Below are 23,510 nucleotides of genomic sequence, written 5' to 3'. Positions count from 1 at the left end.
AAAAATTCAACATTTGTTTATTTGTATAAAAGTGTTTAATTTTTAAATCGCGATGCTATGATGTGCCTATACATCAGCTATGGGCATTGCATTATGACGCTTCAACGATACCCCTCCAGCAAGCCGTTTCCGTTCTCGGATATGGTGAAAGCCAACGGTTTTCTCTTCCTTTCAGGCCAGGTCTCCATGACGCAAAACGGTGAGCCTTTACCGGGGTCAGTCACCGAACAAACGCTGCGTATTATGGATTCCATTGAACAGACGCTGGCGCTTGCCGGGGCGACGTTAAACGATATTGCCCGCACGCAAGTGTGGCTCAGCGATATGGCGCATTTTGCCGAGTTTAATGCGGCATATCGCAGCCACTTCCCGGACGGATACCCTGCGCGTTCCGTGGTGACCAGCCGCCTCGCGTTTGGGCTGGATGTTGAAATTGAAGTACAGGCGATTGAACCATGTCAAACCTCATAAATGTCCTGATGGCCTCCATGGAGGCTCTGCGCACCACGCTTGCGGTAAATACGGAAGCGGTATTGCACGATCTCACGCAGCCCGAGAGTTCCGTCATCAGCATCGTTAATGGTCATGTGAGTGGACGAAAACCAGGTGATGCGCTGCTGTCCGGGCCGGATGATGATCTCGGGTTTTTAGGGCTACTGGAACCCGCACAGCGTGTGCCGTCCAGAGTCTTTAACAACTACAACACCACAACGCTGTCAGGGAAGGTGCTGAACAGCGCCTCCACGATTTACTACAGCGAGGAGGGCGTGCCGCTGGTGGCTTTTTGCATCAATGTTGATCTGGACGTGGTGAACAGTTTAAAGCGAACGCTGGACGCATTGCTGCCGGCTTTCACCGCACAGAGTCGTGATGATCTCAGCGATAAGATCCCCGCTCGCTCTTTTGACGATGTGATTGCGCAATTTCGTCAGACCGGGTCAGAAAATAATATCCAGTTTCGTAAACGCGTGGTCTCTGAACTCCAGAAGATGGGCTTCTTTAAGGTGAAAGGGAGCGTGGGCCATATCGCTCAGACTCTGGGGGTTTCGCGTTACACCATTTATAACTATCTGGAGAAAAATGATGACAAGCAATAGCACACATACCCTTCCATTTTACCAGGTGGATGCCTTTACAACCGAGCCTTTTGGCGGCAATCCGGCAGGCGTTTGCCCGTTGAAGGAATGGTTGAGCGACGACACGCTACAGGCCATTGCCCGCGAAAATAACCTGTCGGAAACGGCGTTTTTTGTGCCAACGGACGATGGCTATCACCTGCGCTGGTGCACGCCTGCGGTAGAAGTGGATCTTTGTGGTCATGCGACGCTCGCCGCGTCCTGGGTGCTGTTTAATAAGCTGGGCTATTCCGGCAAAACGATCCGCTTCCAGACTCGCAGCGGCGAGCTTAGCGTCTCCCGGCACGGTGATGAATATTGCATGGATTTCCCGGCGCAAAAGGCCGAAGTCATTGATATCCCGGCAGGGTTACTGGAAGCGCTCGGCATTACCCACGGCGTCGTTGGCGTCTGGAAAGCGGCTGATTTAATCGTGCTGGTCGATGACAAAACGATGATTGACGGCCTGTCACCAGACTTTAACGCACTCAATCTATTTGATACCCGCGGCGTGATTGTTACCGCGGCAGACGATGAATTTGATTTTGTCTCACGCTGGTTCGGCCCGCGGGTCGGCGTCAATGAAGATCCGGTGACGGGATCGGCGCATACGTTCCTTGCGCCATTCTGGGCCGCGCGGTTAGGCAAAAATATGTTATCTGCCCAGCAGGGCGGTGCGCGAAAAGGCACGTTGCGTTGTCATGTTCGTGATGACGGGCGTGTCGAATTGTATGGTGCGGCGCGCATGACGATAGAGGGGACGTTTACTCTATGATGAAAGGTAAGGAGCGTCGTCTGGTGGTTGCGCTTACGGCTGTCATTGTGCTGCTGTACATCGCCTGGGTGTGGGAAAACCTGCGTCTGTTTTAACTCTAAAGGCGCGTAAAGCCTGGTCTGGCCTGGCTTTACGCTGAAAGCCTACTCATTTCCCCACTGATTCAAAAACTCAGCAATCTCATCAATTCGCGAGGATTTAATGCCCGCTTCCTGAGCCATCTCCTGTTGCGCTTCTTCGCTGATCTCTTCGTTATTCATTAAACGGGTGAGCAGCAACTGGAAGTAGAGCGCCAGCGGCGTGCGTTCAGACTCCGCGACCTGTTCTGCGCATTCCGTCGCATACTCATCGGCAATATCATAATATTTCAGTGGGATATCATTATTCATGGCTGACCTCTGGGTTAACTTTCCGTTCCTCTGTTTCACGACGTTGAAGAATACAATGCTTCCCGCAGCCACGCCATAAACGTTGTCACCCGCACCGGCGTATAGTGCCGCGTGGGGCGAATAAGCGACAGGGGCAGCGGAGAAGGCGAGTGCGCCTGCATCACGGGAACCAGCGTTCCGGCATGTAGGGCATCTTCAACAATAAACCACGGCAGCATAGCAATGCCCATCCCCTGGATGGCCGCTTCCCGCAGCACATCGCCGTTATCGCTAATCAACGGCGTGTGCATCTCAGGCAACTCTTTTCCTTCGGCAATACCCCACTCATCGCGGGCGGAAAGCAGTGAATAACGCAGACAGCTATGCCCGGCTAACCCCGCCGGGGAAGCCGGAACGCCTTTACGTTCAAGATAGCCTGGCGAGGCGCAAAACAGACGTGGCAGGTCGGCAATGTGTGAACAGACCAGCGAAGAATCATTCAGGGCGCTAATGCGCAGCGCTAAATCCAGCCCTTCACTGACCAGATCGGAGAGTCGGTCTTCGAGCTGCAATTGCACCGTTACCTGCGGGTATTTCGCCATAAACAGCGGCAGCAACGGAGCCAGTTTTTTCACCCCGAATGTCAGCGGCGCCGACACACGGATCACGCCGCTAAGTGTCTCCTGAAAACAGTTGAGCCGCTCCTCCGCCTGTTCCAGCGCAGCCAGGATGTCTTTCACATCCTGGAAAAACTGCTCGCCTGCGGTGGTCAGTTCGAGATGGCGCGTCGTGCGGTTCAGCAGGCGAACGCCCAGGCTTTGCTCCAGCGCGGAGATCCGGCGGCTGATGGAGGCGCTGCTGGTTTCCATCTGTACGGCGGCGTTATAGAAGCTTCCTGTTTCAATCACAGCAACAAAGCTGCGCAGGGAAGTCAGATCGTATTCTTTCATTTTTCGTAACGGTGAATTGTATGTAGCCCCATTTATCGTGGGCAGAAAGGTCATTATTCTGTCCGCATTATATGAACACCGGAGAGCAACAATGACAACCCAATACCGTGTAAAAAAAGGCGAATCCCTGCATTATCTGCCCGCGAGCGATTATCACCCGGCGGATACGTACTTCCATTTTTCCTTCGCCAATTATTACGATCCTGACAATATGAATTATGGCGTATTGCGCGTCGTGAACGATGACAATGTGAAACCGCACAACGGTTTTGGCCGCCACCCGCATCAAAACATGGAGATTGTCAGCTATGTGATTGATGGCCAACTGACCCACTGGGATAGCGCAACACAAACGGAAGAGACCCTGGGGCGCGGGCACGTGCAGGCAATTACTGCCGGGAATGGCGTCTGGCACTCTGAGCTGAATAAACACGATGAGTGGTGCCGCTTCCTGCAAATTTGGATCCTGCCGCCGAAACAGGGGCTGGAAGTGCGTTACAACCAGCGCAAATACGAATCTGCAGAGCGTGAAAATAAACTGCTGCATATCGTGGGGAGCCTGCATAACGACGATGCGCCGCTGATGCTCAATCAGGACGTCAATATGTACGTTAGTGAATTGACGAATACGAGCGCGGAAGTTGAGTATCAACTGAAAGCCGGACGACAGGCTTATATCAATAACTTCGAAGGCGAAGTGGATGTGAAAGGTATCGCGTCTCTGGGGACAAAAGATACGCTGGAAATTACCGGGCCCGCGACGCTGAAATTCAGCGCAGCCAAAGAGCACAGTCATTTTATCATTATTGAAATGCCTGAATCGCAACACGCCTGATTTTTGATGTATGACGCTGTCGATTTTTCCGGACACTTGCTAAAGTAACCTGCTGATAGCAAGGGAAGGAACGCACTGTGGCCGGAAGAATCGATTATCAGATTGAAAAGTACAGTTTTACTGAAACGGGCGAGTCGCCGAGGCTCGCCCAGCAGTGGCGAGAGGTGATTGAGGAGTGTCGGCAGTCCGGTGCGGGCGCGCAGGAGCGTTTACGCATTGCGCTGCTTAATGTTGACTACGTCACCAGCTTCGAGTTGCCTTTTCGCCTGCTGTTGATCCGCGCCCCGCAACTTATCGCCGCCGTGCGTGATGAACTTCAGCTCAGTCAGAAAAATGTCCTCTTTAACGGCAAACGTTTCGGCTGTGTTTACAGCCTGAAAGCCCGCCTGGACGCGATTCCCGATGAATATCAATACCGTTTATCTAACCGCATCCGCCGGATGGACGGCTCGCTTTCCACCGCATCGCCTTATCAGGAGATTGCCCGTCAGATTAAATCCCCGCGCGAACGTCTGAAGCTGGCGCTAGAGAGTGATTTAGCGGTGACGGCGCTGGATGGGCTGTTCTGGTTCGGGATCCAACGAATGGCAGCAGATGTACAACGGCTGCGGAAAAGTGGGATGAATATCAGCACCGCGGAAGTGGAGGTGTCTGACAACCTGACCGGCACCACGCGGTTGGTGCCGTATTATCAGCAGGTGAAAAGCGACGCGTAATGCGTCGCTTGAGATTGCGTAATGTTTTATCAAGCACCATCCAACAATTACGTCTCGTTCACCGGCGTTCTGTCCCCCTCATACAGCGGCACTTTGCGATAACGGCGCACCAGATACCACAGGTACGCACCGCCCAGCGCCGCCCACACCAGACCCAGCGTCAACGAGGTGGCTTCGAGGTTAATCCACAGCACCCCTACGGTAAGTGCGCCAACCAACGGCATCAGTAAATAGTGGAAATGCTCCTTCCAGCTTTTGTTCAGCCCCTTGCGCCGCCAGAAGTGGTTAAACACCGACAGGTTAACGAAGGTAAACGCCACCAGCGCGCCGAAGTTAATCAGCGCCGTGGCGGTGACTAAATCGAAGAACAGCGCTGACAGAGCGACGATCCCGACCATAATGACGTTCAGCGCCGGAGTGCGCCATTTCGGATGCACATAACCAAACACGCGCTCCGGGAACACATTATCGCGCCCCATGACGTACAGCAGTCGCGACACGCTGGCATGTGACGCCAGGCCGGAGGCCAGCGTATTCACAAAGGTGGTGCAGAGAAAAATCGACTGAAACAGCTTGCCGCCCACATATAGCGCTATCTCCGGCAGTGCGGCATCCGGGTCTTTAAAGCGGCTGATATCCGGAAAGAACAGTTGCATAAAGAACGACGCGGCAATAAAGATAATGCCGCCATAGACCGCCGTCAGGAAGATAGCTTTCGGGATCACGCGCGCGGCGTCTGGCGTCTCTTCAGAAAGGGTTGTCACCGCATCAAAACCGAGAAATGAGAAACAGACAATCGTTGCCCCGGTGATGATCGGGATCAGGTGCGCGTTTTCACTGATAAACGGCTGCAGTGACCAGACGGTACCGACGCCTTCACCTTTATTTAACCCCTGAACCACCAGAATGATAAATACCACCATGATGGAGATTTGCACCAGTACGAACAGGGTGTTGAAGTTGGCGACCAGGTTCACGCTCTTCAGATTCGCGGCAGTTAAGATGGCGACGAACGTCACCACCCATACCCACGGCGGCACCTCAGGGAAGAGGGCGGAGAGATAGATCTTCGCCAGCAGCACGTTGATCATCGGCAAAAAGAGATAATCCAGCAGCGAAGACCATCCCACCATAAAGCCCACATGCGGGTTAATCGATTTTTGCGCATAGGTATAAGCTGAGCCCGCCTCCGGGAACTGGCGAACCAGCTTGCCATAGCTGACAGCGGTAAACAGCACGCCCGCCAGCGCCAGCAGATAGGACGCAGGAACGTGGCCGTCGCTGATGCCGGAGACGATACCAAAGGTATCAAACACGGTCATCGGCGTGAGATAGGCCAGCCCCATCATCACGACCTGCCACAGCTTTAGCGATTTACGCAGCCTGGTTTTGCCGGGTTGCGCGGCGATATCAAGAGAGGAATTAAAGGCCATGACGAATGCCTCCGCTGCGTAATCGGGTTTGCGGTCGTGAAGACCTGCAATCAAACCTGTTTAGCAGGGGAAGCAAGGGGGGCGGGGTACACTCGGTCGTGGGGAGCGCGCATACGCAGCCTCCCTCGCCATGCGGGTATTTCATCATCGGCATCATCTCATTTCCTCGTCACAGTCTGTATCATTAACGGAAGCCCGTTGCCGCCTGCGTTCCATAACGCGACATACGGGAAATGTCTGGATTACCAGCAAATGTCAGGCCAGGCTCCGCTCAGGCCGGTGATACATACCCCGCAAGGGGCCACTACGCGTTTTTCAACATCCACTCAATTTCGGTTTCGGTGATAAGGCGCTCAAACTGCAACAGCTCATCATTCTTACAGGCGTGATACACATGGCAGAAGCGCTCGCCCAGATAGTGGCGCAGGTCGTCGTTTTGCATAAACTCCCACAGCGCATCGCTCTGGCGAATCGGGAAGGGTAAACCTTCCTGTTCCAGCCCGTTACCTTCCACTTCTTCCTGCAACGGCAATTCGTTATCAAGACCGTGCAGAATACCGGCAAAAATCGCCGCCATCACCAGATATGGGTTAGCATCTGCCCCCGCCACGCGGTACTCCACGCGGTGGTTTTGGCGATCGCCGCAGGGAATACGCAGGGCGACGGTGCGGTTGTTATGGCCCCACGACGCCTGCGTCGGCACATACATCCCCGGCTGGAAACGGCGATACGAGTTCACATTCGGCGCCAGCAGCGCCATAGAAGAAGGCATCAGGTCGATCATCCCGGCGAGCATCTTTTTCAGCAGCGGTGAATCTTCGCCGTCGGCATCGGACAACACGTTCTCGCCGCGGTTATTTTGCATACTGATATGGATGTGCATCCCGCTGCCCGCATGCTCTTCATACGGCTTGGCCATAAAAGTGGCGTGCATCTTATGTTTTTCCGCCATCAAACGCACCAGTCGCTTAAGGGCTAATGCATCATCGCAGGCGTCCAGCACGTTATCGGTGTGATACAGATTAATTTCGAACTGACCCGGCGAGGCTTCAGCGACTGCGCCGTCTGCCGGAATGAGCTGTAATTGCGCCAGTTCATCAATATCATTGAGTACATCGGCGAAGTGGTTAAGATTGTCGACCGAGTAGACCTGGCTTTGGGTGTTGCGGTCATCGGTGCCGGGCGCGCAGGGCGGTTGCAGATACCCTTCGGCGTCGCGTTTGCGATCCAGTAAATAGAACTCCAGCTCTACCGCTACCACCGGGAACAGTCCGCGCTGGCGTAGCTGCTGCCACAGGCGGTTGAGGACATTCCGCGGCTCAACGTCAAAGGGAGCGCCATCTTCATCGACCATGGTCAGAAGCATCTGACCGATATATTCCGGGTCTGCGGCGGAAGGGGTTAAGGAACCCAGTACCGGCACACAGGTGCGATCCGGTTCGCCCATCTCCTGACCGAGGCCTGCCTCTTCTACTACATTGCCCAGAATATCCATCGCAAACACGGATGCCGGGAAATAACAGCCTTTCTCTAGTTTCTTCAAACTGGCGACCGGTACACGCTTGCCGCGGAAGCAGCCATTCAGGTCGGTCAGTAACACATCAACATATTGCGTATTCGGGTAGCGCTCCAGGTAGCGTTTCACTTCCTGCGTAAATGCGCTACCCCGCCTCTCTTCTGACTGCTGAACAAAGTTCTCTACTTCAACGATATTGGTTTCCATGATTCTTCGCCTTTGGTTTTGTTTTCCGCTCGCTATGAAAGCGTAAAATATAATGACCACTCTTCGAATTTGTATGCAAACTAAATGTTTGTCAAATGTTAAATTAAGTTTGCAAAACCGAAAATCCACTGCTAGATTGAAAAAATATTGAACAGAAAGGTCATTTTAACCGCATTAATGGCGATAATTTAGTCCACTTTGTGAGAACGATCATGGAAAATATAATGTACAGGCCGGTTGTTGGTGTCGTGATGTGCAGGAACAGGCTTAAGGGTCATGAGACCCAGACTCTGCAAGAAAAGTACCTGAATGCCATTATTCATGCGGGTGGTCTGCCGATTGCGTTGCCACATGCGCTGGCGGAACCTTCGTTACTCGCGGAACTCCTGCCAAAACTTGATGGTATCTATCTGCCAGGAAGCCCCAGCAATGTGCAGCCGCACCTTTATGGTGAAAACGGCGATGAGCCTGACGCCGATCCCGGGCGTGATCTTCTGAGCATGGCGTTGATTAACGCCGCACTCGAAAGGCGCATCCCCATTTTCGCCATCTGCCGTGGGTTACAGGAACTGGTGGTCGCAACTGGCGGGTCGCTGCATCGCAAACTTTGCGAACAGCCGGAACTGCTGGAGCATCGGGAAGATCCTGAACTGCCGGTGGAGCAGCAGTACGCGCCATCTCATGAAGTCCAGGTTGAAGACGGCGGGTTGCTATCCACGCTGTTACCTGACTGTAGCAACTTTTGGGTAAACTCCCTGCACGGGCAGGGGGCGAAGGTTGTGAGCCCGCGTTTACGCGTTGAAGCTCGCTCGCCGGATGGGCTGGTGGAGGCCGTTAGCGTTCTCAATCACCCCTTTGCGCTGGGCGTGCAGTGGCACCCGGAATGGAACAGTAGCGAGTATGCGCTTTCGCGTATACTGTTTGAGGGTTTTATCACCGCATGTCAGAACCATATCGCTGAAAAACAGCGACTCTGACCACTACAGTTAAGGAAATGCAAATATGAGTGATGACGGACTGGCACCAGGAAAACGTTTGTCGGAAATCCGCCAGCAGCAGGGGCTTTCACAACGTCGTGCCGCCGAACTCTCCGGGCTGACTCACAGCGCTATCAGTACGATAGAGCAAGATAAAGTAAGCCCTGCTATCAGTACGCTGCAAAAGTTACTGAAGGTGTATGGTCTGTCACTCTCGGAGTTCTTTTCCGAGCCAGAGAAACCTGACGAACCGCAGGTTGTGATTAATCAGGACGACCTGATTGAAATGGGCAGTCAGGGCGTGTCGATGAAACTGGTGCATAACGGCAACCCGAATCGCACGCTGGCGATGATATTTGAGACGTATCAACCGGGTACGACTACCGGAGAGAGGATAAAGCATCAGGGTGAGGAAATAGGCACTGTACTGGAAGGTGAAATTGTTCTGACTATTAATGGCCAGGATTATCACCTGGTCGCGGGACAAAGTTATGCCATTAATACCGGCATTCCGCACAGCTTCAGTAATACGTCGGCCGGTATCTGCCGAATTATTAGCGCCCATACCCCCACCACGTTTTAACCTTTTCGCTTTGTAGCAATAAGAGCCGGGTAAGCACAGCGCTGCCCGGCAATTTATAAAGAATGTCGCCGGAAATAAACGGGCTCACTGCCTGGGGATTTCTGCGCCCTGACGTTCACTTTTAAGTTTATTTGAATACGTGAAACAGGAGTCAAAATGAATTTTCATCATCTGGCTTACTGGCAGGATAAAGCGTTAAGTCTCGCCATTGAAACCCGCTTATTTATTAACGGTGAATATACCGCTGCGGCGGATAATGACACCTTTGAAACCTGTGATCCGGTTACGCAGGCGCCGCTGGCAAATATAGCGCGTGGTAAAAGTGCGGATATTGAGCGGGCGGTTGACGCTGCCCGCCGGGTATTTGATGGCGGCGACTGGGCGCAGGCCTCACCGGGAAAACGTAAAGCGGTGCTGAACAAACTCGCCGATTTAATGGAAGCGAATGCCGAAGAACTGGCGCTACTGGAAACCCTCGATACCGGCAAACCAATTCGCCACAGCCTGCGGGATGATATTCCCGGTGCTGCGCGCGCCATCCGCTGGTACGCCGAAGCTATCGACAAAGTGTATGGCGAAGTCGCCACCACCAGTCATCACGAACTGGCGATGATTGTGCGTGAACCGGTTGGCGTCATCGCGGCCATTGTGCCGTGGAACTTCCCGCTGCTGCTGACCTGCTGGAAGCTCGGCCCGGCGCTGGCGGCAGGCAACAGTGTGGTTCTGAAACCCTCAGAGAAATCGCCGCTTACCGCGATTCGCCTTGCTGGTCTGGCAAAAGAAGCCGGGCTTCCCGACGGCGTGCTGAACGTGGTAACGGGCTATGGCCATGAAGCCGGGCAGGCACTCTCCCGTCATGAAGAGGTCGACGCCATCGCTTTTACAGGGTCGACGCGCACTGGCAAGCAACTGCTGAAAGATGCAGGTGATAGCAATATGAAACGGGTCTGGCTGGAGGCGGGCGGGAAAAGCGCCAATATCGTTTTCGCCGATTGCCCGAACCTGCAACAGGCCGCAAGCGCGACTGCTGCCGGTATCTTCTACAACCAGGGCCAGGTCTGCATCGCGGGAACACGCCTGCTGCTGGAAGAGAGCATCGCCGATGAATTTTTAGCGCTGTTAAAACAGCAGGCGCAAAACTGGCAGCCTGGTCATCCGCTCGATCCTGCCACGACGATGGGCACCTTAATCGACTGCGCCCATGCCGATTCGGTACACGCTTTTATTCGTGAAGGGGAAGGCAAAGGCCAGTTACTGCTGGATGGGCGTAATGCCGCACTGCCTGCGGCAATCGGCCCGACCATTTTCGTCGACGTAGACCCACAGGCCTCCCTGAGCCGCGAAGAGATCTTCGGCCCGGTGTTAGTGGTGACGCGCTTTAAATCAGAAGATCAGGCGCTGGCGCTGGCTAACGACAGCCAGTACGGCCTTGGTGCGGCGGTCTGGACGCGCGATCTTTCCCGCGCGCATCGTATGAGCCGTCGCCTGAAAGCAGGCTCGGTATTCGTCAACAACTACAACGACGGCGATATGACCGTGCCGTTTGGCGGATATAAGCAGAGCGGCAATGGCCGCGATAAATCCCTGCATGCTCTTGAAAAATTCACAGAACTTAAAACCATCTGGATTAGCCTGGAGGCCTGAAATGAGCGAACATACCAGCAGTTATTACGCCGCCAGTGCGAATAAATATGAGCCTTTCGGGACGCTAAATGAATCGATTAGCTGCGATGTCTGCGTTGTTGGCGGCGGCTATACCGGACTCTCCTCGGCGTTACACCTGGCAGAAGCGGGTTTTGATGTGGTCGTGCTGGAGGCCGCGCGTATCGGCTTTGGCGCCAGCGGGCGTAACGGCGGGCAACTGGTTAACTCCTACAGCCGCGATATCGACGTCATCGAAAAAAGCTACGGCATGGACACTGCGAAGATGCTCGGCAGCATGATGTTTGAGGGCGGCGAAATCATCCGCGAACGCATCAAACGCTATCAGATTGACTGCGACTATCGCCCCGGCGGCCTGTTTGTCGCGATGAATGATAAACAGCTTGCCACTCTTGAAGAGCAAAAAGAGAACTGGGAGCGCTACGGCAACACTCAACTGGAGCTACTGGACGCCAACGCTATCCGCCGTGAAGTGGACAGCGACCGCTACACCGGCGCGCTACTCGATCACAGCGGCGGCCATATTCACCCGCTGAATCTTGCTATTGGCGAAGCGGATGCCATTCGTCTGAATGGCGGACGGGTGTATGAGCTTTCTTCGGTCACGCACATTCAGCACAGCACGCCTGCGGTAGTCAGCACCGCCAAAGGGCAGGTTACGGCAAAATATGTAATTGTCGCAGGCAATGCGTATCTGGGCGATAAAGTGGAGCCGGAACTGGCGAAGCGTAGTATGCCGTGCGGAACGCAAGTCATCACCACCGAACCCCTATCCGCCGAACTGGCGCGTTCGCTTATTCCCAAAAACTACTGTGTGGAAGATTGCAATTACCTGCTTGATTACTATCGGCTGACCGCCGACAACCGTCTGCTCTACGGCGGTGGTGTGGTCTATGGTGCGCGTGACCCGGATGATGTGGAGCGTCTGGTGGTGCCGAAAATGCTAAAGACCTTCCCACAACTGAAGGGCGTAAAAATCGATTATCGCTGGACGGGTAATTTCCTGCTGACCCTTTCGCGCATGCCACAGTTTGGCCGCCTCGATAAAAATATCTACTACATGCAGGGCTACAGCGGTCATGGCGTCACCTGTACCCATCTTGCCGGGCGTCTGATCGCGGAACTTCTGCGCGGCGACGCCGAGCGTTTTGATGCGTTCGCCAGTCTGCCTCACTATCCGTTCCCTGGCGGGCGCACACTGCGTGTGCCGTTCACCGCCATGGGGGCGGCGTACTACAGCCTGCGCGACCGTCTGGGTGTTTGATTTCCGATGAACAGTGAAAAGCCAAAAGGTGTGAAAATGAGCAACAATGAATTTCATCAGCGTCGTCTTTCTGCCACTCCGCGCGGGGTTGGCGTCATGTGTAATTTCTTCGCCCAGTCTGCGGAAAACGCCACCCTGACGGATGTTGAAGGGAAGCAATACATTGATTTTGCCGCCGGGATCGCCGTTCTGAATACCGGTCATCGTCATCCGGAACTGGTGGCTGCGGTGGAAAACCAGCTTCAGCAGTTTACCCACACGGCGTACCAGATTGTGCCCTACGAGAGCTATGTGACTCTCGCGGAAAAAATTAACGCGCTGGCGCCAGTGAGCGGGCAGGCGAAAACGGCGTTTTTTACCACCGGTGCGGAAGCCGTTGAGAATGCGGTAAAAATTGCCCGTGCCTACACCGGACGCCCGGGCGTGATCGCCTTTAGCGGCGGTTTCCACGGTCGAACCTATATGACGATGGCGCTGACCGGAAAGGTTGCCCCCTATAAAATCGGTTTTGGCCCGTTCCCGGGGTCGATATACCACGTACCGTATCCCTCTGACCTGCACGGTATTTCCACCCAGGATTCACTGAACGCTATCGAGCGCTTGTTTAAATCAGACATCGAAGCGAAGCAGGTTGCCGCCATTATTTTCGAACCGGTGCAGGGAGAGGGCGGCTTTAACGTCGCGCCGAAAGAGCTGGTTTCAGCCATTCGCCGCCTCTGCGACGAGCATGGGATCGTGATGATTGCCGATGAGGTGCAGAGTGGTTTTGCCCGCACTGGCAAGCTGTTTGCGATGGATCATTATGCTGATAAGCCTGACCTGATGACCATGGCGAAAAGTCTGGCGGGCGGAATGCCGCTCTCCGGCGTGGTTGGCAACGCAAAAATCATGGATGCGCCAGCACCGGGCGGGCTTGGCGGAACTTACGCCGGAAACCCACTGGCGGTTGCTGCCGCGCATGCGGTGCTCAACATTATCGATAAAGAGTCGCTGTGCGAGCGCGCCAGCCAACTGGGTCAGCGCCTGATCGACACGCTAATTGACGCGAAAGAACGCGTACCCGCTATCGCGGCAGTGCGTGGGCTGGGGTCGATGATTGCGGCTGAGTTTATTGACCCACAGAGCGGTGAGCCATCAGCGGTGATGGCGCAAAAAGTGCAGCAGCGCGCGCTGGAGCAGGGGCTGTTATTGCTGACCTGCGGCGCATATGGCAACGTGATCCGCTTCCTTTATCCGCTAACGATCCCTGACGCGCAGTTCGACGCGGCGCTGGCGATTTTGCACAATTCGCTGCAGGAGTAACCTTTACCCCCTGCCTGCGGGCAGGGGAATGACCCGGGGTTACAGTTTTTCCAGTCGCTGTACGCTAATGTTTTCCAGCTTACCGTCTAAAATTTCCAGGAAGTCATCGTGATAGGGCATGGCGACGTGCTTTTTCAGATCCTCTTCCGACTTCCAGCGCTCGATAAATACAAACGACACCGCTCCTTCGTTCGCCAGATTACGCACGTCCGGAATGGCCCGGCTTTCGTGGAGATCGTATTGCAAACAACCTGCTTCCAGTTGGGTGGGGCCCACCATCGCCTGCGCGGCAGAACGGATAGTGTCGACATGCTGTTTCAGCGGGGTCAGGGTGGCGACAATCTTGACTTCACTCATAAAGGTTCCTTTCTCTGAACGTTAATATCCCTGTTAAACAACAGGCTCCTGAACCATTGAGCGTAGTGGCGAACGGTTCGCTTTACCAGTGTGTAATGCATCGATAGCGTGTTTTTGTGGGGATAGTCTTAATTTCAAAATAAATATTTATTGTTTTTTAACAGGCTACGATATTGCAACCATTAAAATGACTTTCATTTCAATGGCTTTAAATTACCGAGACTATTCTTACTCCTGCTGGTATTTAGCTGGAATAGATTAATCCGCGCAAGTTGTGATGTTTATTTCGCTGAAGTACCGCTTCTGTTTTTATTTAAAGATGAATTGATGGGTGATTTCTTTATAGAAATATCGCAACGATAAAATACCTTACCTCATTTTTACAGGAGTCAGACATGAGTACGAATTTAATCTGGTCAGGAACGGTAGATGCCAAATCCCCCGAAGGCACCGCAACCGGAATTACACTCAAAAAAGGGGAGATAATTACCATTCTGGCTGATGGATGGGCAAAAAACGGCGAAGAAGCATATGCGTTGACCGCGCCGCAGGGACGTATTCCCCGGGAGGGCGAGAAGCTTGCGCTTGCCAATCCCTCGCTTAAAGCCAGAATCGGCAGCGAAGAACATCCGGTAGGGAACCATAAGTATCGCTGGGTCGTACCTTCTGATGGGCCATTAAGCCTGATTTTTGTCGACGGTAAAAATCAATATAAAGACAACTCTGGTGAGTTTAGTATTAAGGTTCACCGTGAAGCAGAGAACGTCGAGACAGCGGCGCCATTTGAAGATTTAACCAATTTCGAAGGTGATAACTGGAATAACTGGCAAGCTGGTCAGGCCGGGCACGATCTTTATCTGGTCGATTCCAGCACTCGTGCTGTTGAGTTTATTACTCACGCCAATAAAAATCACGCCGGAGAAATTCTGAAGAAAAAACTTTCCGGCTTAACGGCAGGCCATAAATATACCCTGAGTGTTAAGGCTGCACGCATTATTGGAAAATATGAAGTGCCAAAATTATCGTTGCGTGTCGATGGCAAAGATATCTCTGCGCCGGTTGAATTAACCCAGGCTAACGTATGGGTAACGCTGAGCGCGACTTTCGAAGCCGCGGGAAACAGCGCCGATCTCGCCGTCGTGAGTCATGTTGCGGATAGCATGGGTAATGATTTCCGCATCCGGGAGCTGAAAATCACCGGATAAGCGCCTGACCTCCGGCCACGTGCCGGAGGTCTCTATGGGCGTTACCGTGCGTTGAAAAGGGAATTATTCCGCAACCATCCACATATCGGCTTCGTCGAACATCTCTTCAAGCATACGGTTGAGTTTTTCCCGGTCGCTTTTGCTGGCATCGCTGTTCAGGCCATTCGCCTGCATCGGTTTCACGCGCACTTCAGCATCAGGGAAGATGCGCTGCACTCGCCTGGTGAGTTCCGTTAAGATGATGTCGCGTGCGCCAGGCAGACCTTCGACGTTACGTTTATCGTAAACCAATTCCACAAACATACTGTCCCCATGTACTGATAATTTATACAGTATTATGCGCTATAACCAGGGGCAGGCGTCAAGCTTCTTATCTCGCGATGCGACGGTTCATTTCAAAAATGTTAATAACCTTCTGCGTAATTGTTATTTTGCGCCCTGGCGGGCATCCCATAGAGTGGCGCGACAGAGACAACAATAATCACATCGCACATTTGGGGCCGTACCATGACGTTGAAAAACAGATTTATCGCCAGAACCGCAGCGGCTCTGGCGCTCACGTTTGCCGCTTTTAGCAGCCAGGCGGAAGCATTATCCACTCTGAGCCTGGATTACGCTTACTACGCCCCGGAAAGTTTGATTGTTAAGAAGAATCACTGGCTGGAAGATGAACTCAAAGCGCAGGGAACATCAGTACGCTGGGTATTATCACGGGGTTCTAATAACTCGCTGGAGTTTCTGAACAGCGGCTCGACCCAGTTTGCGCTCACCTCCAGCATCTCAGCCTTTGTGAGCCGGACAAACGGCCAGCCAGTGAAAGCGGTTTACAGCTATCTCTGGTATGTACCCAGCCTGCTGCTGGTTCAGAAAGATTCGCCGCTAAAATCGATTGATGAACTGAAAGGCAAAAAAATTGCGGCCACCAAAGGTACCGACCCTTACTTCTTTCTGCTGCGGGCGCTGGAAGCGAATCACCTGAAACCGGCGGACGTGAATATTGTTCACCTGCAACATCCTGACGGTCGCACGGCGCTGGAGCAGGGGCGCGTCGACGCGTGGGCGGGGCTCGATCCGCATATGGCGGCGGGGCAACTGGCCGGTGACAAAGTGCTTTACAGCAACGACAGCTTTGGCGTGGCCGCCTTCCTTAATACCAACGAAAAATTCCTTACCGAACATCCGGAAACCGTAAAGCAGGTCATTGCCGCGTATGACAAAGCACGCCGCTGGATCATCGCCAACCCGGATGCCGCAGTCAGCCTGATTGCTGAAGAGACCAAACTGCCGGAGCCGGTTATCCGCTTGCAGCTTAGCCGCTACGACCTGACGAAACCCGTTCCGGGAGATGAACATCTGAACGCTATCAAGCCTGTGATCCCGCTGTTGCAGCAGGACAAAATTTTACGCACCGGCACGGATCCACAAAAAGCGTTAAACACGCTGGTGGATAGCGCTCTGGCTCAGCAGGTGGTGGGGGAGTAAGACTATGTCGGACATCATGCGCGAGACGAAGCTAAAATCGGCACGGCGGTTGGCGTTTAAGCGCTATAACCTGCGTGGCTGGGCGCTGCCTGTACTGGCTGCGCTGGCGGTGGAGATTATCGTTCGCGCAGGGATCATCCCGGCCTGGGTAATGCCGCCCCCGGAAGAGCTTTTCTATAGCTTTGCCGAACTGGCGCAGGGTGAACTGTGGCAGCACATGCTGGCCAGTTCGCTGCGGGTACTGGCGGGCTTTACGATTGGCGCATCGCTGGGGGTACTGGTGGGATCGCTGGTTGGGCTGAGTCGCAGTCTGGAGGGCTGGCTTGATCCAACGTTTCAGGCCTTGCGCGCGGTGCCGAGCCTTGCGTGGGTGCCACTGCTGTTGATCTGGATGGGCATTGATGAGAGCGCCAAAATCACCCTCATCGCCATCGGCGCTTTTTTCCCGGTCTATCTGAATCTGGTGGCGGGGATCCGCAATGTCGACCGTAAACTGATTGAGCTTGGTACGCTCTACCGCCTGAGCGGGGCGCAGCTCATCCGGCGTATTGTTCTGCCTGCGGCGAGCCCTTACCTGTTTACCGGGCTGCGCAGCGGCCTCTCGATGTCCTGGCTTTGCGTGGTGGCGGCGGAACTGCTGGCGGCAACCCAGGGGGTTGGCTATCTGCTGACCGATGGCCGCGAGAACTCCCGCCCTGACCTGGTGCTGGTGGCGATTATCACGCTGGCGATGATGGGGAAAATTTCCGACAGCCTGTTGAAAAAACTGGAAAACCGTGTGATGACCTGGCGTGATAACTACGAAGGAGGCCGCTGATCATGGGGGCGATTTTACAGCTTGAACATATCGAGAAAAGTTTTGCCGAACGCACCATTTTGCGCGATGTCCATATCCGCCTTGAGGAGAACGAAATTGTCAGTCTGCTGGGCGCCAGCGGCTGTGGTAAAAGCACGCTGCTGCGGATTGCCGCCGGGCTGGATACGGAATATCGCGGCCGCTGCCTGTACGGTGAAGAGCAGAGTCCTCGTCAGAATCATCGCGTTGGCGTGGTGTTTCAGGAAGCACGCCTGTTTCCATGGCTAACGATTGAACAGAACATCGGGTTTGAGGATGACAGTCGTGCTGATGAAGCCTGGATCACGCAACTGCTTAACGATGTCGGCCTGAGCAGTCATCGCGGTAAATTGCCGAAGCAGCTCTCCGGCGGCCAGGCACAGCGCGTGGCTATCGCGCGCGGTCTCTACGGACGGCCAAAAATACTGCTGCTGGATGAGCCCTTCAGCGCGGTTGATCCGTTTACACGCATGAACCTGCAAAATCTGCTGCTTAATCTGGCACGTCAGTACGGCATTGCCGTGCTGCTGGTAACGCACGACCTCGATGAAGCCTTTTACCTGAGCGACCGGGTGGTTGTCCTCGGTGGGGAACCGGGACGAGTATTGCGGGACGTGACGGTTGAGTTGCCGCATCCTCGCGATCGTAATGCCAGTGAACTCGCCAGCTACCGCAAAAGTACGCTGGATTTACTGGTGAGCCAGCACGCTATTGCCTGATTAATCCCCGCGCATGCTGTTGCTTTTGATGAGTGCGTTGCCCCCGATCAAGGTTGTCATCCACATCGTTACGGCTTTGCGAGCTAACCCGCGGAAATTTGTCACATTACTGTCACAATTAGCCGCTGGATTATCACGCAAAGAGGATTGAGGGATGAAAAAAACCATACTGACCGTCGCGGTGGCGACGACACTATTGACCTCTGTTGTCGCACAGGCGCAAACCTCCCCCGAGGGATATCAGTTGCAGCAGGTGTTGATTATGAGCCGACACAACCTGCGCGCGCCGCTCGCTAATAATGGCAGCGTGCTGGAGCAATCGACGCCCCAGAAGTGGCCGGAGTGGGATGTTCCCGGTGGGCAACTCACCACGAAAGGCGGTGTGCTGGAGATCTACATGGGGCACTACCTGCGCGAATGGCTGGCGCAGCAGGGGATGGTGACGTCAGGCGAATGCCCGACGGATAACACCGTCTATGCCTACGCCAACAGCCTGCAACGTACCGTGGCGACGGCACAGTTCTTTATTACCGGCGCATTCCCTGGCTGTGATATTCCTGTTCATCACCAGGCTGAAATGGGCACCATGGATCCGACATTCAATCCGGTGATCACCACGGACTCGGCGCAGTTTAGTCAGCAGGCCGTCCAGGCGATGGAAAAAGAGCGCCAGCAGATGCATCTTGATGAGAGCTATAAGCTGCTGGAGCAAATTGCCGATTACCCTCAGTCGCCAACCTGCAAAGAGAAACAGCAGTGCGACCTGACAGGGGCAAAAGACAGTTTCAGCGCGCAATATCAGAAAGAGCCGGGCGTCTCCGGGCCGCTGAAAGTCGGCAACTCGCTGGTTGATGCCTTTACGTTACAGTATTACGAAGGCTTCCCGATGGAGCAGGTGGCGTGGGGGAAAATTAAAACCGATCAGCAGTGGCGCGTTCTGTCGCAGTTGAAAAATGGCTATCAGGACAGCCTGTTCACCTCCAGAGAAGTGGCGCAAAACGTGGCTAAGCCGCTGGTGAAATATATCAACAATACGCTGGTGGCCGATGCGGATAAAGCCGCGAAAGTGACGCTGATGGTCGGCCATGACTCAAATATCGCTTCACTCCTGACGGCGCTGGATTTCAAACCTTATCAGCTACACGATCAGCACGAACGCACGCCCATCGGCGGCAAAATCATTTTCCAGCGCTGGCATGATGCGAAGGGGAATCGCGATTTGATGAAGATTGAGTATCTCTATCAGAGCACGAAGCAGATTCGCGATGCCCAGGCGTTAACCCTGCAATCACCTCCACAGCGCGTAACGCTGGCGCTGGAGGGTTGCCCGGTGGATGCTAACGGTTTCTGCCCGATGGAGACCTTTAAATCAGTGATGAAGGATGCGGTTAAGTAGCGGTTGACGCGCCCCCAGATGTTTTGACCTTGTAAACGCAAGGCTCCCCAAAGAGGGGAGCCTTTTTAGTGTCGCCTTTGCGAGTTAAACGTTTTTACGTTCAATCGTCTGTTCACCCCAGAAGAGTGAATCTTTATCCGTTTTACTGAACGCCAGGGCGAGGACTTCGTCACTGCCTTCTTCCCAGATCTTTTCGGCCAGTTTTTCATCATAGTTGGCCACCTCAAAAATCGCCTGGGCGATCTCTTGCGAGGTGTTGCGCAAGCTAGCCCACTCGTTGACGTGATGGGCTTTTGCTTCTTGTGTTGGCATAGAAATCCTCCTGCTGAAGGTTAACCTTTTAACTTAACGGCGAGTGTGGCGACATGCTCACCCTGATAGCGGGCGATGGCGAGTTCTTCCTCGCTTGGCTGGCGGGAACCATCGCCGCCTGCGATGGTGGTGGCACCATAAGGTGTACCGCCGCGAACCTGGGACACATCAAACAGTTCCTGCGCGCCATAGCCAATCGGGACAATGATCATCCCATGATGAGCAAGGGTAGTCCATGTTGAGGTAATCGTCTGCTCCTGGCCGCCGCCGGTACCAGTAGAGCTAAATACGCTACCGATTTTGCCGTACAGCCCACCGGATGCCCACAACCCACCGGTTTGATCGAGGAAAGTACGCATCTGCCCCGACATGTTACCGAAGCGGGTTGGCGTACCGAAAATGATAGCGTCGTACTCTGCCAGCTCCTGCGGCGTGGCAACCGGGGCGGTATGGGTTTTCCCTCCGGCCTTAGCAAAAGCTTCCGGCGACATGGTTTCAGGGACGCGCTTAACGACAACCTCTGCGCCAGAAACCTTATTGGCACCCTCTGCGACGGCCTTCGCCATCGTCTCAATGTGTCCATACATGGAATAATAAAGCACCAGTACTTTTGCCATCTGTCATACTCCTCGGTTTATCGTGACACAGCGTTTTGCTGTCCTTCTTTAAAGATAAGACGTGTCGACAGGAGTGCAACTTTTAGAACCATTTCTTTGATATGTAACAAAAATGTATTTTATAAAATGTAAAGGGCCAGGCTGGAAAAACCGGTAGCGATAGCGCAGAAGTACAATGAAACACTTTTCGTTATGGGATTTTCTTCTGCGATAAGAGTTAATTATGACCGCCGCTTATCGTAGCGGGAGCTGAAAGGCCTTAACCTATTACAAAATATTTCAACTAACCTGAAAAATGGCGGTGATCCACTAAGCTTAACTTTACGCAGTACAAATAATGACCAGAAGTCATTAACTGCGGGGGAATGACTCCCTGATTTCACGTAATGCAATATGATGTCTAATCAACTGGAGGTCAGAAATGGCAAATCATCGTGGTGGTTCAGGTAACTTTGCTGAAGACCGGGACAGAGCATCAGAAGCAGGTCGTAAAGGTGGCCAGCATAGCGGCGGGAACTTCAAGAATGACCCGCAGCGCGCCTCCGAAGCAGGTAAAAAAGGAGGGAAAAACAGCCATGGTAGCAACCGTAACAGCTAACCCTATGAAGGCTGAGTAAAACTGACGCGAGTGTGCCCACACCCGCAAGCCCTCCGCCGCCGAAGGAATCGGCGGCTTTTTATTTTCTTAACGCAGGGTTGAACTGTGATTGCGCTCACTGCAAACTGTACGACTGTTTGATTTTCCGGCGGCGCCATGTCTCTCTTTTCTCGCTATAAATTTTCCGTTAAGCCTCAGGAAGCGATCCTGATCCTCATTACGATGTTCTGGGGGGGAACCTTTCTCGCGGTTCAGTATGCCGTCACCCTGAGCGGGCCATTTTTCTTTGTCGGCGTGCGCTTTGCTATGGCCGCGGTTGCAGTGGGGCTGCTCTGTGCCCGCTCGATGCGGGGGTTAACCCGCCTTGAACTGAAAGCGGGGGTGGTCATTGGCGTTGCCATCGCGCTGGGCTACAGCCTGCAAACCTGGGGCTTACAGTCGATCCCCAGCAGTAAATCCGCATTTATTACCGCCATGTATGTGCCGCTGGTGCCGCTTCTTCAGTGGCTCTGCCTGGGGCGTATGCCTGGGTTAATGTCCTGTGTGGGGATCGTGCTGGCCTTTATCGGTCTGATTTTTCTCGCCGGGCCGAATGGCGATTTGCTGGCGATGGGAGCGGGTGAGTGGATCACGCTTGCCAGCGCGGTGGCGATTGCCGCGGAAATAATTCTTATCAGCGCCTGGGCAGGGAAGGTGGATGTGCGGCGAGTGACCGTGGTGCAACTGGCGGTCGCCTCGCTGGTCGCATTCGCCATGATGGCGCCAGCAGGAGAGAGTATTCCGCCCATGTCGCCCGGTTTGCTGATGGTTGCGCTGGGTCTGGGTATCTTCAGCGCTATTATCCAGGTCACAATGAACTGGGCGCAGCGAAGCGTTTCACCCACGCGTGCGACGGTTATCTATACGGGTGAACCCGTGTGGGCCGGCATTTTTGGCCGCCTGGCGGGGGAGCGATTGCCCGCGCTGGCGCTACTGGGCGCCGCTTTTATTGTGGTGGGCGTACTGGTCAGTGAACTGAAGTTTAAGCGTAAAAAAACGCCGCCAGTGGCGAAAGAAGCGTCACTCAACCAGGAGCCATAAGCGCCGGAGTTCTGTTTTTGCCAGGTGCACCTGAATCGACGACCACTTCGACCACGGAGCGGATGTTAAGTATGAGATTGACAAGCACCCGTCGACAATGGTTGTATTATGCAACCATTGTCGACGGGTGATCCTAATGATTTCAGATCTTCAGAATATAAAAAACATACGTTCTGCATCACGTTTAATGGTGCGGGAACTGGGTTTCATGAACCAAAATCTGGCTGCCACTGATTATCCTCCCTCCGCCGTTCACTCTTTGCTTGAAGTTGAAACACAGGGTTCAGTGACAGCCGCTCAACTGGTGCAGGTTTTGGGGCTTGAGAAGTCCAGCGTCAGCCGCATGCTCGCTAAGCTTGTCGAAGCCGGAGAACTTGAAGAAAACACGTCCGCTGATGATGCGAGGGTGAAGCTGTTAAGCCTCACCGGGAAGGGGAAAAAGACAGTCCAGAATATAAATGCTTACGCAGACCAGCGGGTTGCAGCAGCATTGGATAAGCTCGATCCGTTTACGCAGTCGACTGTATCACAGAGCCTTTCTTCATATTCAGGCGCACTGAAAGCCAGTCGCGAAAACACCGAAGGGAAATTGCAAAGCAGCTTCAAAATAGTTACAGGTTATCATGCGGGTATGATTGGCCGTATTACTGAAATGCATGGCAGCTATTACGCCCGCGAGCATAATTTCGGCCATTTTTTTGAAGCTAAGGTTGCTGCAGGTCTTGCCGATTTTTCAGCCCGCCTGGATAAGCCATGTAATCAGATTTGGCTGGCAATGGTGAATGATCGCATAGTCGGCTCAGTTGCAATAGATGGTGAGGATCTGGGAAATAACGAGGCACATCTGCGCTGGTTCATCCTTGATGATGGTTGTCGTGGCAGCGGGCTGGGTAGAAAACTCATTGCAGAAGCGATGAGATTTTGTGATGAGCAGAGCTTCTCTTCGGTGCAATTATGGACATTCAATAAACTGACCGCGGCAAGAAGATTGTACGAGTCATTTGGATTTGAATTGTCAAAAGAATGGGAAGGTGATCAGTGGGGCAGTACCATTACTGAACAACAGTTCACCCGCAACATCACTTAACTTGTCGCTCTGGATACCGTTTTCAGCAGATTCGCTTCTGGCACGAAGCGAATCCTGTAACTGAGCTGAAGGCTGGTTTGAGCGAGGAGAGGGAGTTCGCCTATAGTTAACACGGATTG

At 53.7% G+C, this 23,510-nt stretch carries 27 protein-coding genes; 18 read left to right on the top strand and 9 right to left on the bottom strand.

The window, feature by feature from the left end:
• Positions 1 to 93 precede the first annotated feature (93 nt).
• Genes VSR74_RS04750 through VSR74_RS04740 form a run of 3 tightly spaced genes read left to right on the top strand, consistent with a single transcriptional unit; the run spans position 94 to position 1,890 of the window.
• On the top strand, positions 94 to 471 hold the full coding sequence (locus VSR74_RS04750) for a RidA family protein (protein WP_347793643.1): 378 nt from the start codon (positions 94 to 96) through the stop codon (positions 469 to 471).
• Positions 456 to 1,097, top strand: coding sequence for a helix-turn-helix transcriptional regulator (locus VSR74_RS04745; RefSeq protein ID WP_347793642.1), 642 nt, complete (start codon positions 456 to 458; stop codon positions 1,095 to 1,097). The genes VSR74_RS04750 and VSR74_RS04745 overlap by 16 nt, the downstream gene beginning before the upstream one ends.
• Complete coding sequence (locus VSR74_RS04740) at positions 1,084 to 1,890, top strand: PhzF family phenazine biosynthesis protein (RefSeq protein ID WP_347794354.1); 807 nt, start codon at positions 1,084 to 1,086, stop codon at positions 1,888 to 1,890. The genes VSR74_RS04745 and VSR74_RS04740 overlap by 14 nt, the downstream gene beginning before the upstream one ends.
• A 143-nt stretch (positions 1,891 to 2,033) precedes the next feature.
• Here the strand turns inward: VSR74_RS04740 and VSR74_RS04735 are convergent, their stop codons facing one another.
• A complete protein-coding gene (locus tag VSR74_RS04735; protein ID WP_347793641.1) occupies positions 2,034 to 2,279 on the bottom strand; it encodes a DUF2543 family protein in 246 nt (81 codons plus the stop codon).
• A 35-nt stretch (positions 2,280 to 2,314) separates the two neighbouring features.
• Positions 2,315 to 3,208 carry a LysR family transcriptional regulator gene (locus tag VSR74_RS04730; RefSeq protein ID WP_347793640.1) on the bottom strand — a complete coding sequence of 298 codons (894 nt, stop codon included), beginning with the start codon at positions 3,206 to 3,208 and terminating at the stop codon, positions 2,315 to 2,317.
• Positions 3,209 to 3,299: 91 nt separating this feature from the next.
• Between VSR74_RS04730 and VSR74_RS04725 the strand changes: the two genes are divergently transcribed.
• The gene (locus VSR74_RS04725; RefSeq protein WP_347793639.1) at positions 3,300 to 4,043 is read left to right on the top strand and encodes a pirin family protein; all 744 of its coding nucleotides are present in this window, start codon (positions 3,300 to 3,302) and stop codon (positions 4,041 to 4,043) included.
• A gap of 77 nt (positions 4,044 to 4,120) precedes the next feature.
• A complete protein-coding gene (locus tag VSR74_RS04720; protein ID WP_347793638.1) occupies positions 4,121 to 4,759 on the top strand; it encodes an ECs1377 family protein in 639 nt (212 codons plus the stop codon).
• Positions 4,760 to 4,806: 47 nt separating this feature from the next.
• Here the strand turns inward: VSR74_RS04720 and puuP are convergent, their stop codons facing one another.
• The 3 genes from puuP to puuA all read right to left on the bottom strand — a co-directional run bounded on the left by puuP (position 4,807) and on the right by puuA (position 7,915).
• Complete coding sequence (gene puuP, locus VSR74_RS04715) at positions 4,807 to 6,192, bottom strand: putrescine/proton symporter PuuP (RefSeq protein WP_347793637.1); 1,386 nt, start codon at positions 6,190 to 6,192, stop codon at positions 4,807 to 4,809.
• Positions 6,182 to 6,346, bottom strand: a complete 165-nt coding sequence (locus tag VSR74_RS04710; protein WP_347794353.1) for a YmjE family protein — start codon at positions 6,344 to 6,346, stop codon at positions 6,182 to 6,184. Before VSR74_RS04710 ends, puuP begins: the two co-directional genes overlap by 11 nt.
• 150 nt (positions 6,347 to 6,496) lie before the next feature.
• The gene (gene puuA, locus VSR74_RS04705; RefSeq protein WP_347793636.1) at positions 6,497 to 7,915 is read right to left on the bottom strand and encodes a glutamate-putrescine ligase; all 1,419 of its coding nucleotides are present in this window, start codon (positions 7,913 to 7,915) and stop codon (positions 6,497 to 6,499) included.
• 212 nt (positions 7,916 to 8,127) lie between these two features.
• On the opposite strand from puuA, the gene puuD reads away from it, so the two are divergent.
• The 5 genes from puuD (at position 8,128) to puuE (ending at position 13,703) form a co-directional block, all read left to right on the top strand.
• Positions 8,128 to 8,892, top strand: a complete 765-nt coding sequence (gene puuD / locus VSR74_RS04700) for a gamma-glutamyl-gamma-aminobutyrate hydrolase (RefSeq protein WP_347793635.1) — start codon at positions 8,128 to 8,130, stop codon at positions 8,890 to 8,892.
• Positions 8,893 to 8,917: 25 nt separating this feature from the next.
• Positions 8,918 to 9,475, top strand: coding sequence for an HTH-type transcriptional regulator PuuR (gene puuR / locus VSR74_RS04695; RefSeq protein WP_015964977.1), 558 nt, complete (start codon positions 8,918 to 8,920; stop codon positions 9,473 to 9,475).
• Positions 9,476 to 9,631: 156 nt separating this feature from the next.
• Positions 9,632 to 11,119, top strand: a complete 1,488-nt coding sequence (puuC, locus tag VSR74_RS04690; RefSeq protein ID WP_347793634.1) for an aldehyde dehydrogenase PuuC — start codon at positions 9,632 to 9,634, stop codon at positions 11,117 to 11,119.
• Position 11,120: 1 nt separating this feature from the next.
• Complete coding sequence (gene puuB / locus VSR74_RS04685) at positions 11,121 to 12,401, top strand: gamma-glutamylputrescine oxidase (RefSeq protein ID WP_347793633.1); 1,281 nt, start codon at positions 11,121 to 11,123, stop codon at positions 12,399 to 12,401.
• 36 nt (positions 12,402 to 12,437) lie between these two features.
• Positions 12,438 to 13,703 carry a 4-aminobutyrate transaminase gene (gene puuE, locus VSR74_RS04680; protein WP_347793632.1) on the top strand — a complete coding sequence of 422 codons (1,266 nt, stop codon included), beginning with the start codon at positions 12,438 to 12,440 and terminating at the stop codon, positions 13,701 to 13,703.
• A 39-nt stretch (positions 13,704 to 13,742) separates the two neighbouring features.
• On the opposite strand, the gene VSR74_RS04675 is transcribed toward puuE, so the two are convergent.
• The gene (locus VSR74_RS04675; protein WP_347793631.1) at positions 13,743 to 14,060 is read right to left on the bottom strand and encodes a putative quinol monooxygenase; all 318 of its coding nucleotides are present in this window, start codon (positions 14,058 to 14,060) and stop codon (positions 13,743 to 13,745) included.
• Between the two features lie 395 nt (positions 14,061 to 14,455).
• On the opposite strand from VSR74_RS04675, the gene VSR74_RS04670 reads away from it, so the two are divergent.
• The gene (locus VSR74_RS04670; RefSeq protein ID WP_347793630.1) at positions 14,456 to 15,265 is read left to right on the top strand and encodes a LecA/PA-IL family lectin; all 810 of its coding nucleotides are present in this window, start codon (positions 14,456 to 14,458) and stop codon (positions 15,263 to 15,265) included.
• A 63-nt stretch (positions 15,266 to 15,328) separates the two neighbouring features.
• Here the strand turns inward: VSR74_RS04670 and VSR74_RS04665 are convergent, their stop codons facing one another.
• A complete protein-coding gene (locus VSR74_RS04665; RefSeq protein WP_347793629.1) occupies positions 15,329 to 15,568 on the bottom strand; it encodes a DinI family protein in 240 nt (79 codons plus the stop codon).
• Positions 15,569 to 15,772: 204 nt separating this feature from the next.
• On the opposite strand from VSR74_RS04665, the gene VSR74_RS04660 reads away from it, so the two are divergent.
• The 4 genes from VSR74_RS04660 to agp all read left to right on the top strand — a co-directional run bounded on the left by VSR74_RS04660 (position 15,773) and on the right by agp (position 19,697).
• Positions 15,773 to 16,747 (top strand): aliphatic sulfonate ABC transporter substrate-binding protein, encoded by a 975-nt coding sequence (locus VSR74_RS04660; RefSeq protein WP_347793628.1) that lies wholly within the window; start codon positions 15,773 to 15,775, stop codon positions 16,745 to 16,747.
• 4 nt (positions 16,748 to 16,751) lie between these two features.
• Complete coding sequence (locus VSR74_RS04655; RefSeq protein WP_347793627.1) at positions 16,752 to 17,564, top strand: ABC transporter permease; 813 nt, start codon at positions 16,752 to 16,754, stop codon at positions 17,562 to 17,564.
• 2 nt (positions 17,565 to 17,566) lie between these two features.
• Positions 17,567 to 18,301, top strand: a complete 735-nt coding sequence (locus VSR74_RS04650) for an ABC transporter ATP-binding protein (RefSeq protein ID WP_347793626.1) — start codon at positions 17,567 to 17,569, stop codon at positions 18,299 to 18,301.
• A 154-nt stretch (positions 18,302 to 18,455) separates the two neighbouring features.
• Positions 18,456 to 19,697 carry a bifunctional glucose-1-phosphatase/inositol phosphatase gene (gene agp / locus VSR74_RS04645; RefSeq protein WP_347793625.1) on the top strand — a complete coding sequence of 414 codons (1,242 nt, stop codon included), beginning with the start codon at positions 18,456 to 18,458 and terminating at the stop codon, positions 19,695 to 19,697.
• Between the two features lie 84 nt (positions 19,698 to 19,781).
• Here agp and VSR74_RS04640 read toward each other — a convergent pair whose 3' ends face one another.
• Positions 19,782 to 20,009, bottom strand: coding sequence for a YccJ family protein (locus VSR74_RS04640; RefSeq protein ID WP_347793624.1), 228 nt, complete (start codon positions 20,007 to 20,009; stop codon positions 19,782 to 19,784).
• 20 nt (positions 20,010 to 20,029) lie between these two features.
• Complete coding sequence (gene wrbA / locus VSR74_RS04635; RefSeq protein ID WP_347793623.1) at positions 20,030 to 20,626, bottom strand: NAD(P)H:quinone oxidoreductase; 597 nt, start codon at positions 20,624 to 20,626, stop codon at positions 20,030 to 20,032.
• Between the two features lie 421 nt (positions 20,627 to 21,047).
• Between wrbA and VSR74_RS04630 the strand changes: the two genes are divergently transcribed.
• From VSR74_RS04630 to VSR74_RS04620, 3 genes are all read left to right on the top strand, one after another.
• Entirely contained in the window at positions 21,048 to 21,224 is a 177-nt protein-coding gene (locus VSR74_RS04630) for a con-10 family general stress protein (RefSeq protein WP_015964929.1), read from the top strand.
• Between the two features lie 156 nt (positions 21,225 to 21,380).
• Positions 21,381 to 22,304, top strand: coding sequence for a DMT family transporter (locus VSR74_RS04625; RefSeq protein ID WP_347793622.1), 924 nt, complete (start codon positions 21,381 to 21,383; stop codon positions 22,302 to 22,304).
• A 136-nt stretch (positions 22,305 to 22,440) separates the two neighbouring features.
• Positions 22,441 to 23,391, top strand: a complete 951-nt coding sequence (locus VSR74_RS04620; protein WP_347793621.1) for a bifunctional helix-turn-helix transcriptional regulator/GNAT family N-acetyltransferase — start codon at positions 22,441 to 22,443, stop codon at positions 23,389 to 23,391.
• The last annotated feature ends 119 nt before the right edge of the window (positions 23,392 to 23,510 follow it).

Source organism: Pseudocitrobacter cyperus (assembly GCF_039889165.1).
GTDB classification, from domain to species: domain Bacteria; phylum Pseudomonadota; class Gammaproteobacteria; order Enterobacterales; family Enterobacteriaceae; genus Pseudocitrobacter; species Pseudocitrobacter cyperus.
The sequence above is the reverse complement of the archived record's forward strand: the minus strand, read 5'-3'. Positions and strand labels throughout refer to the sequence as shown.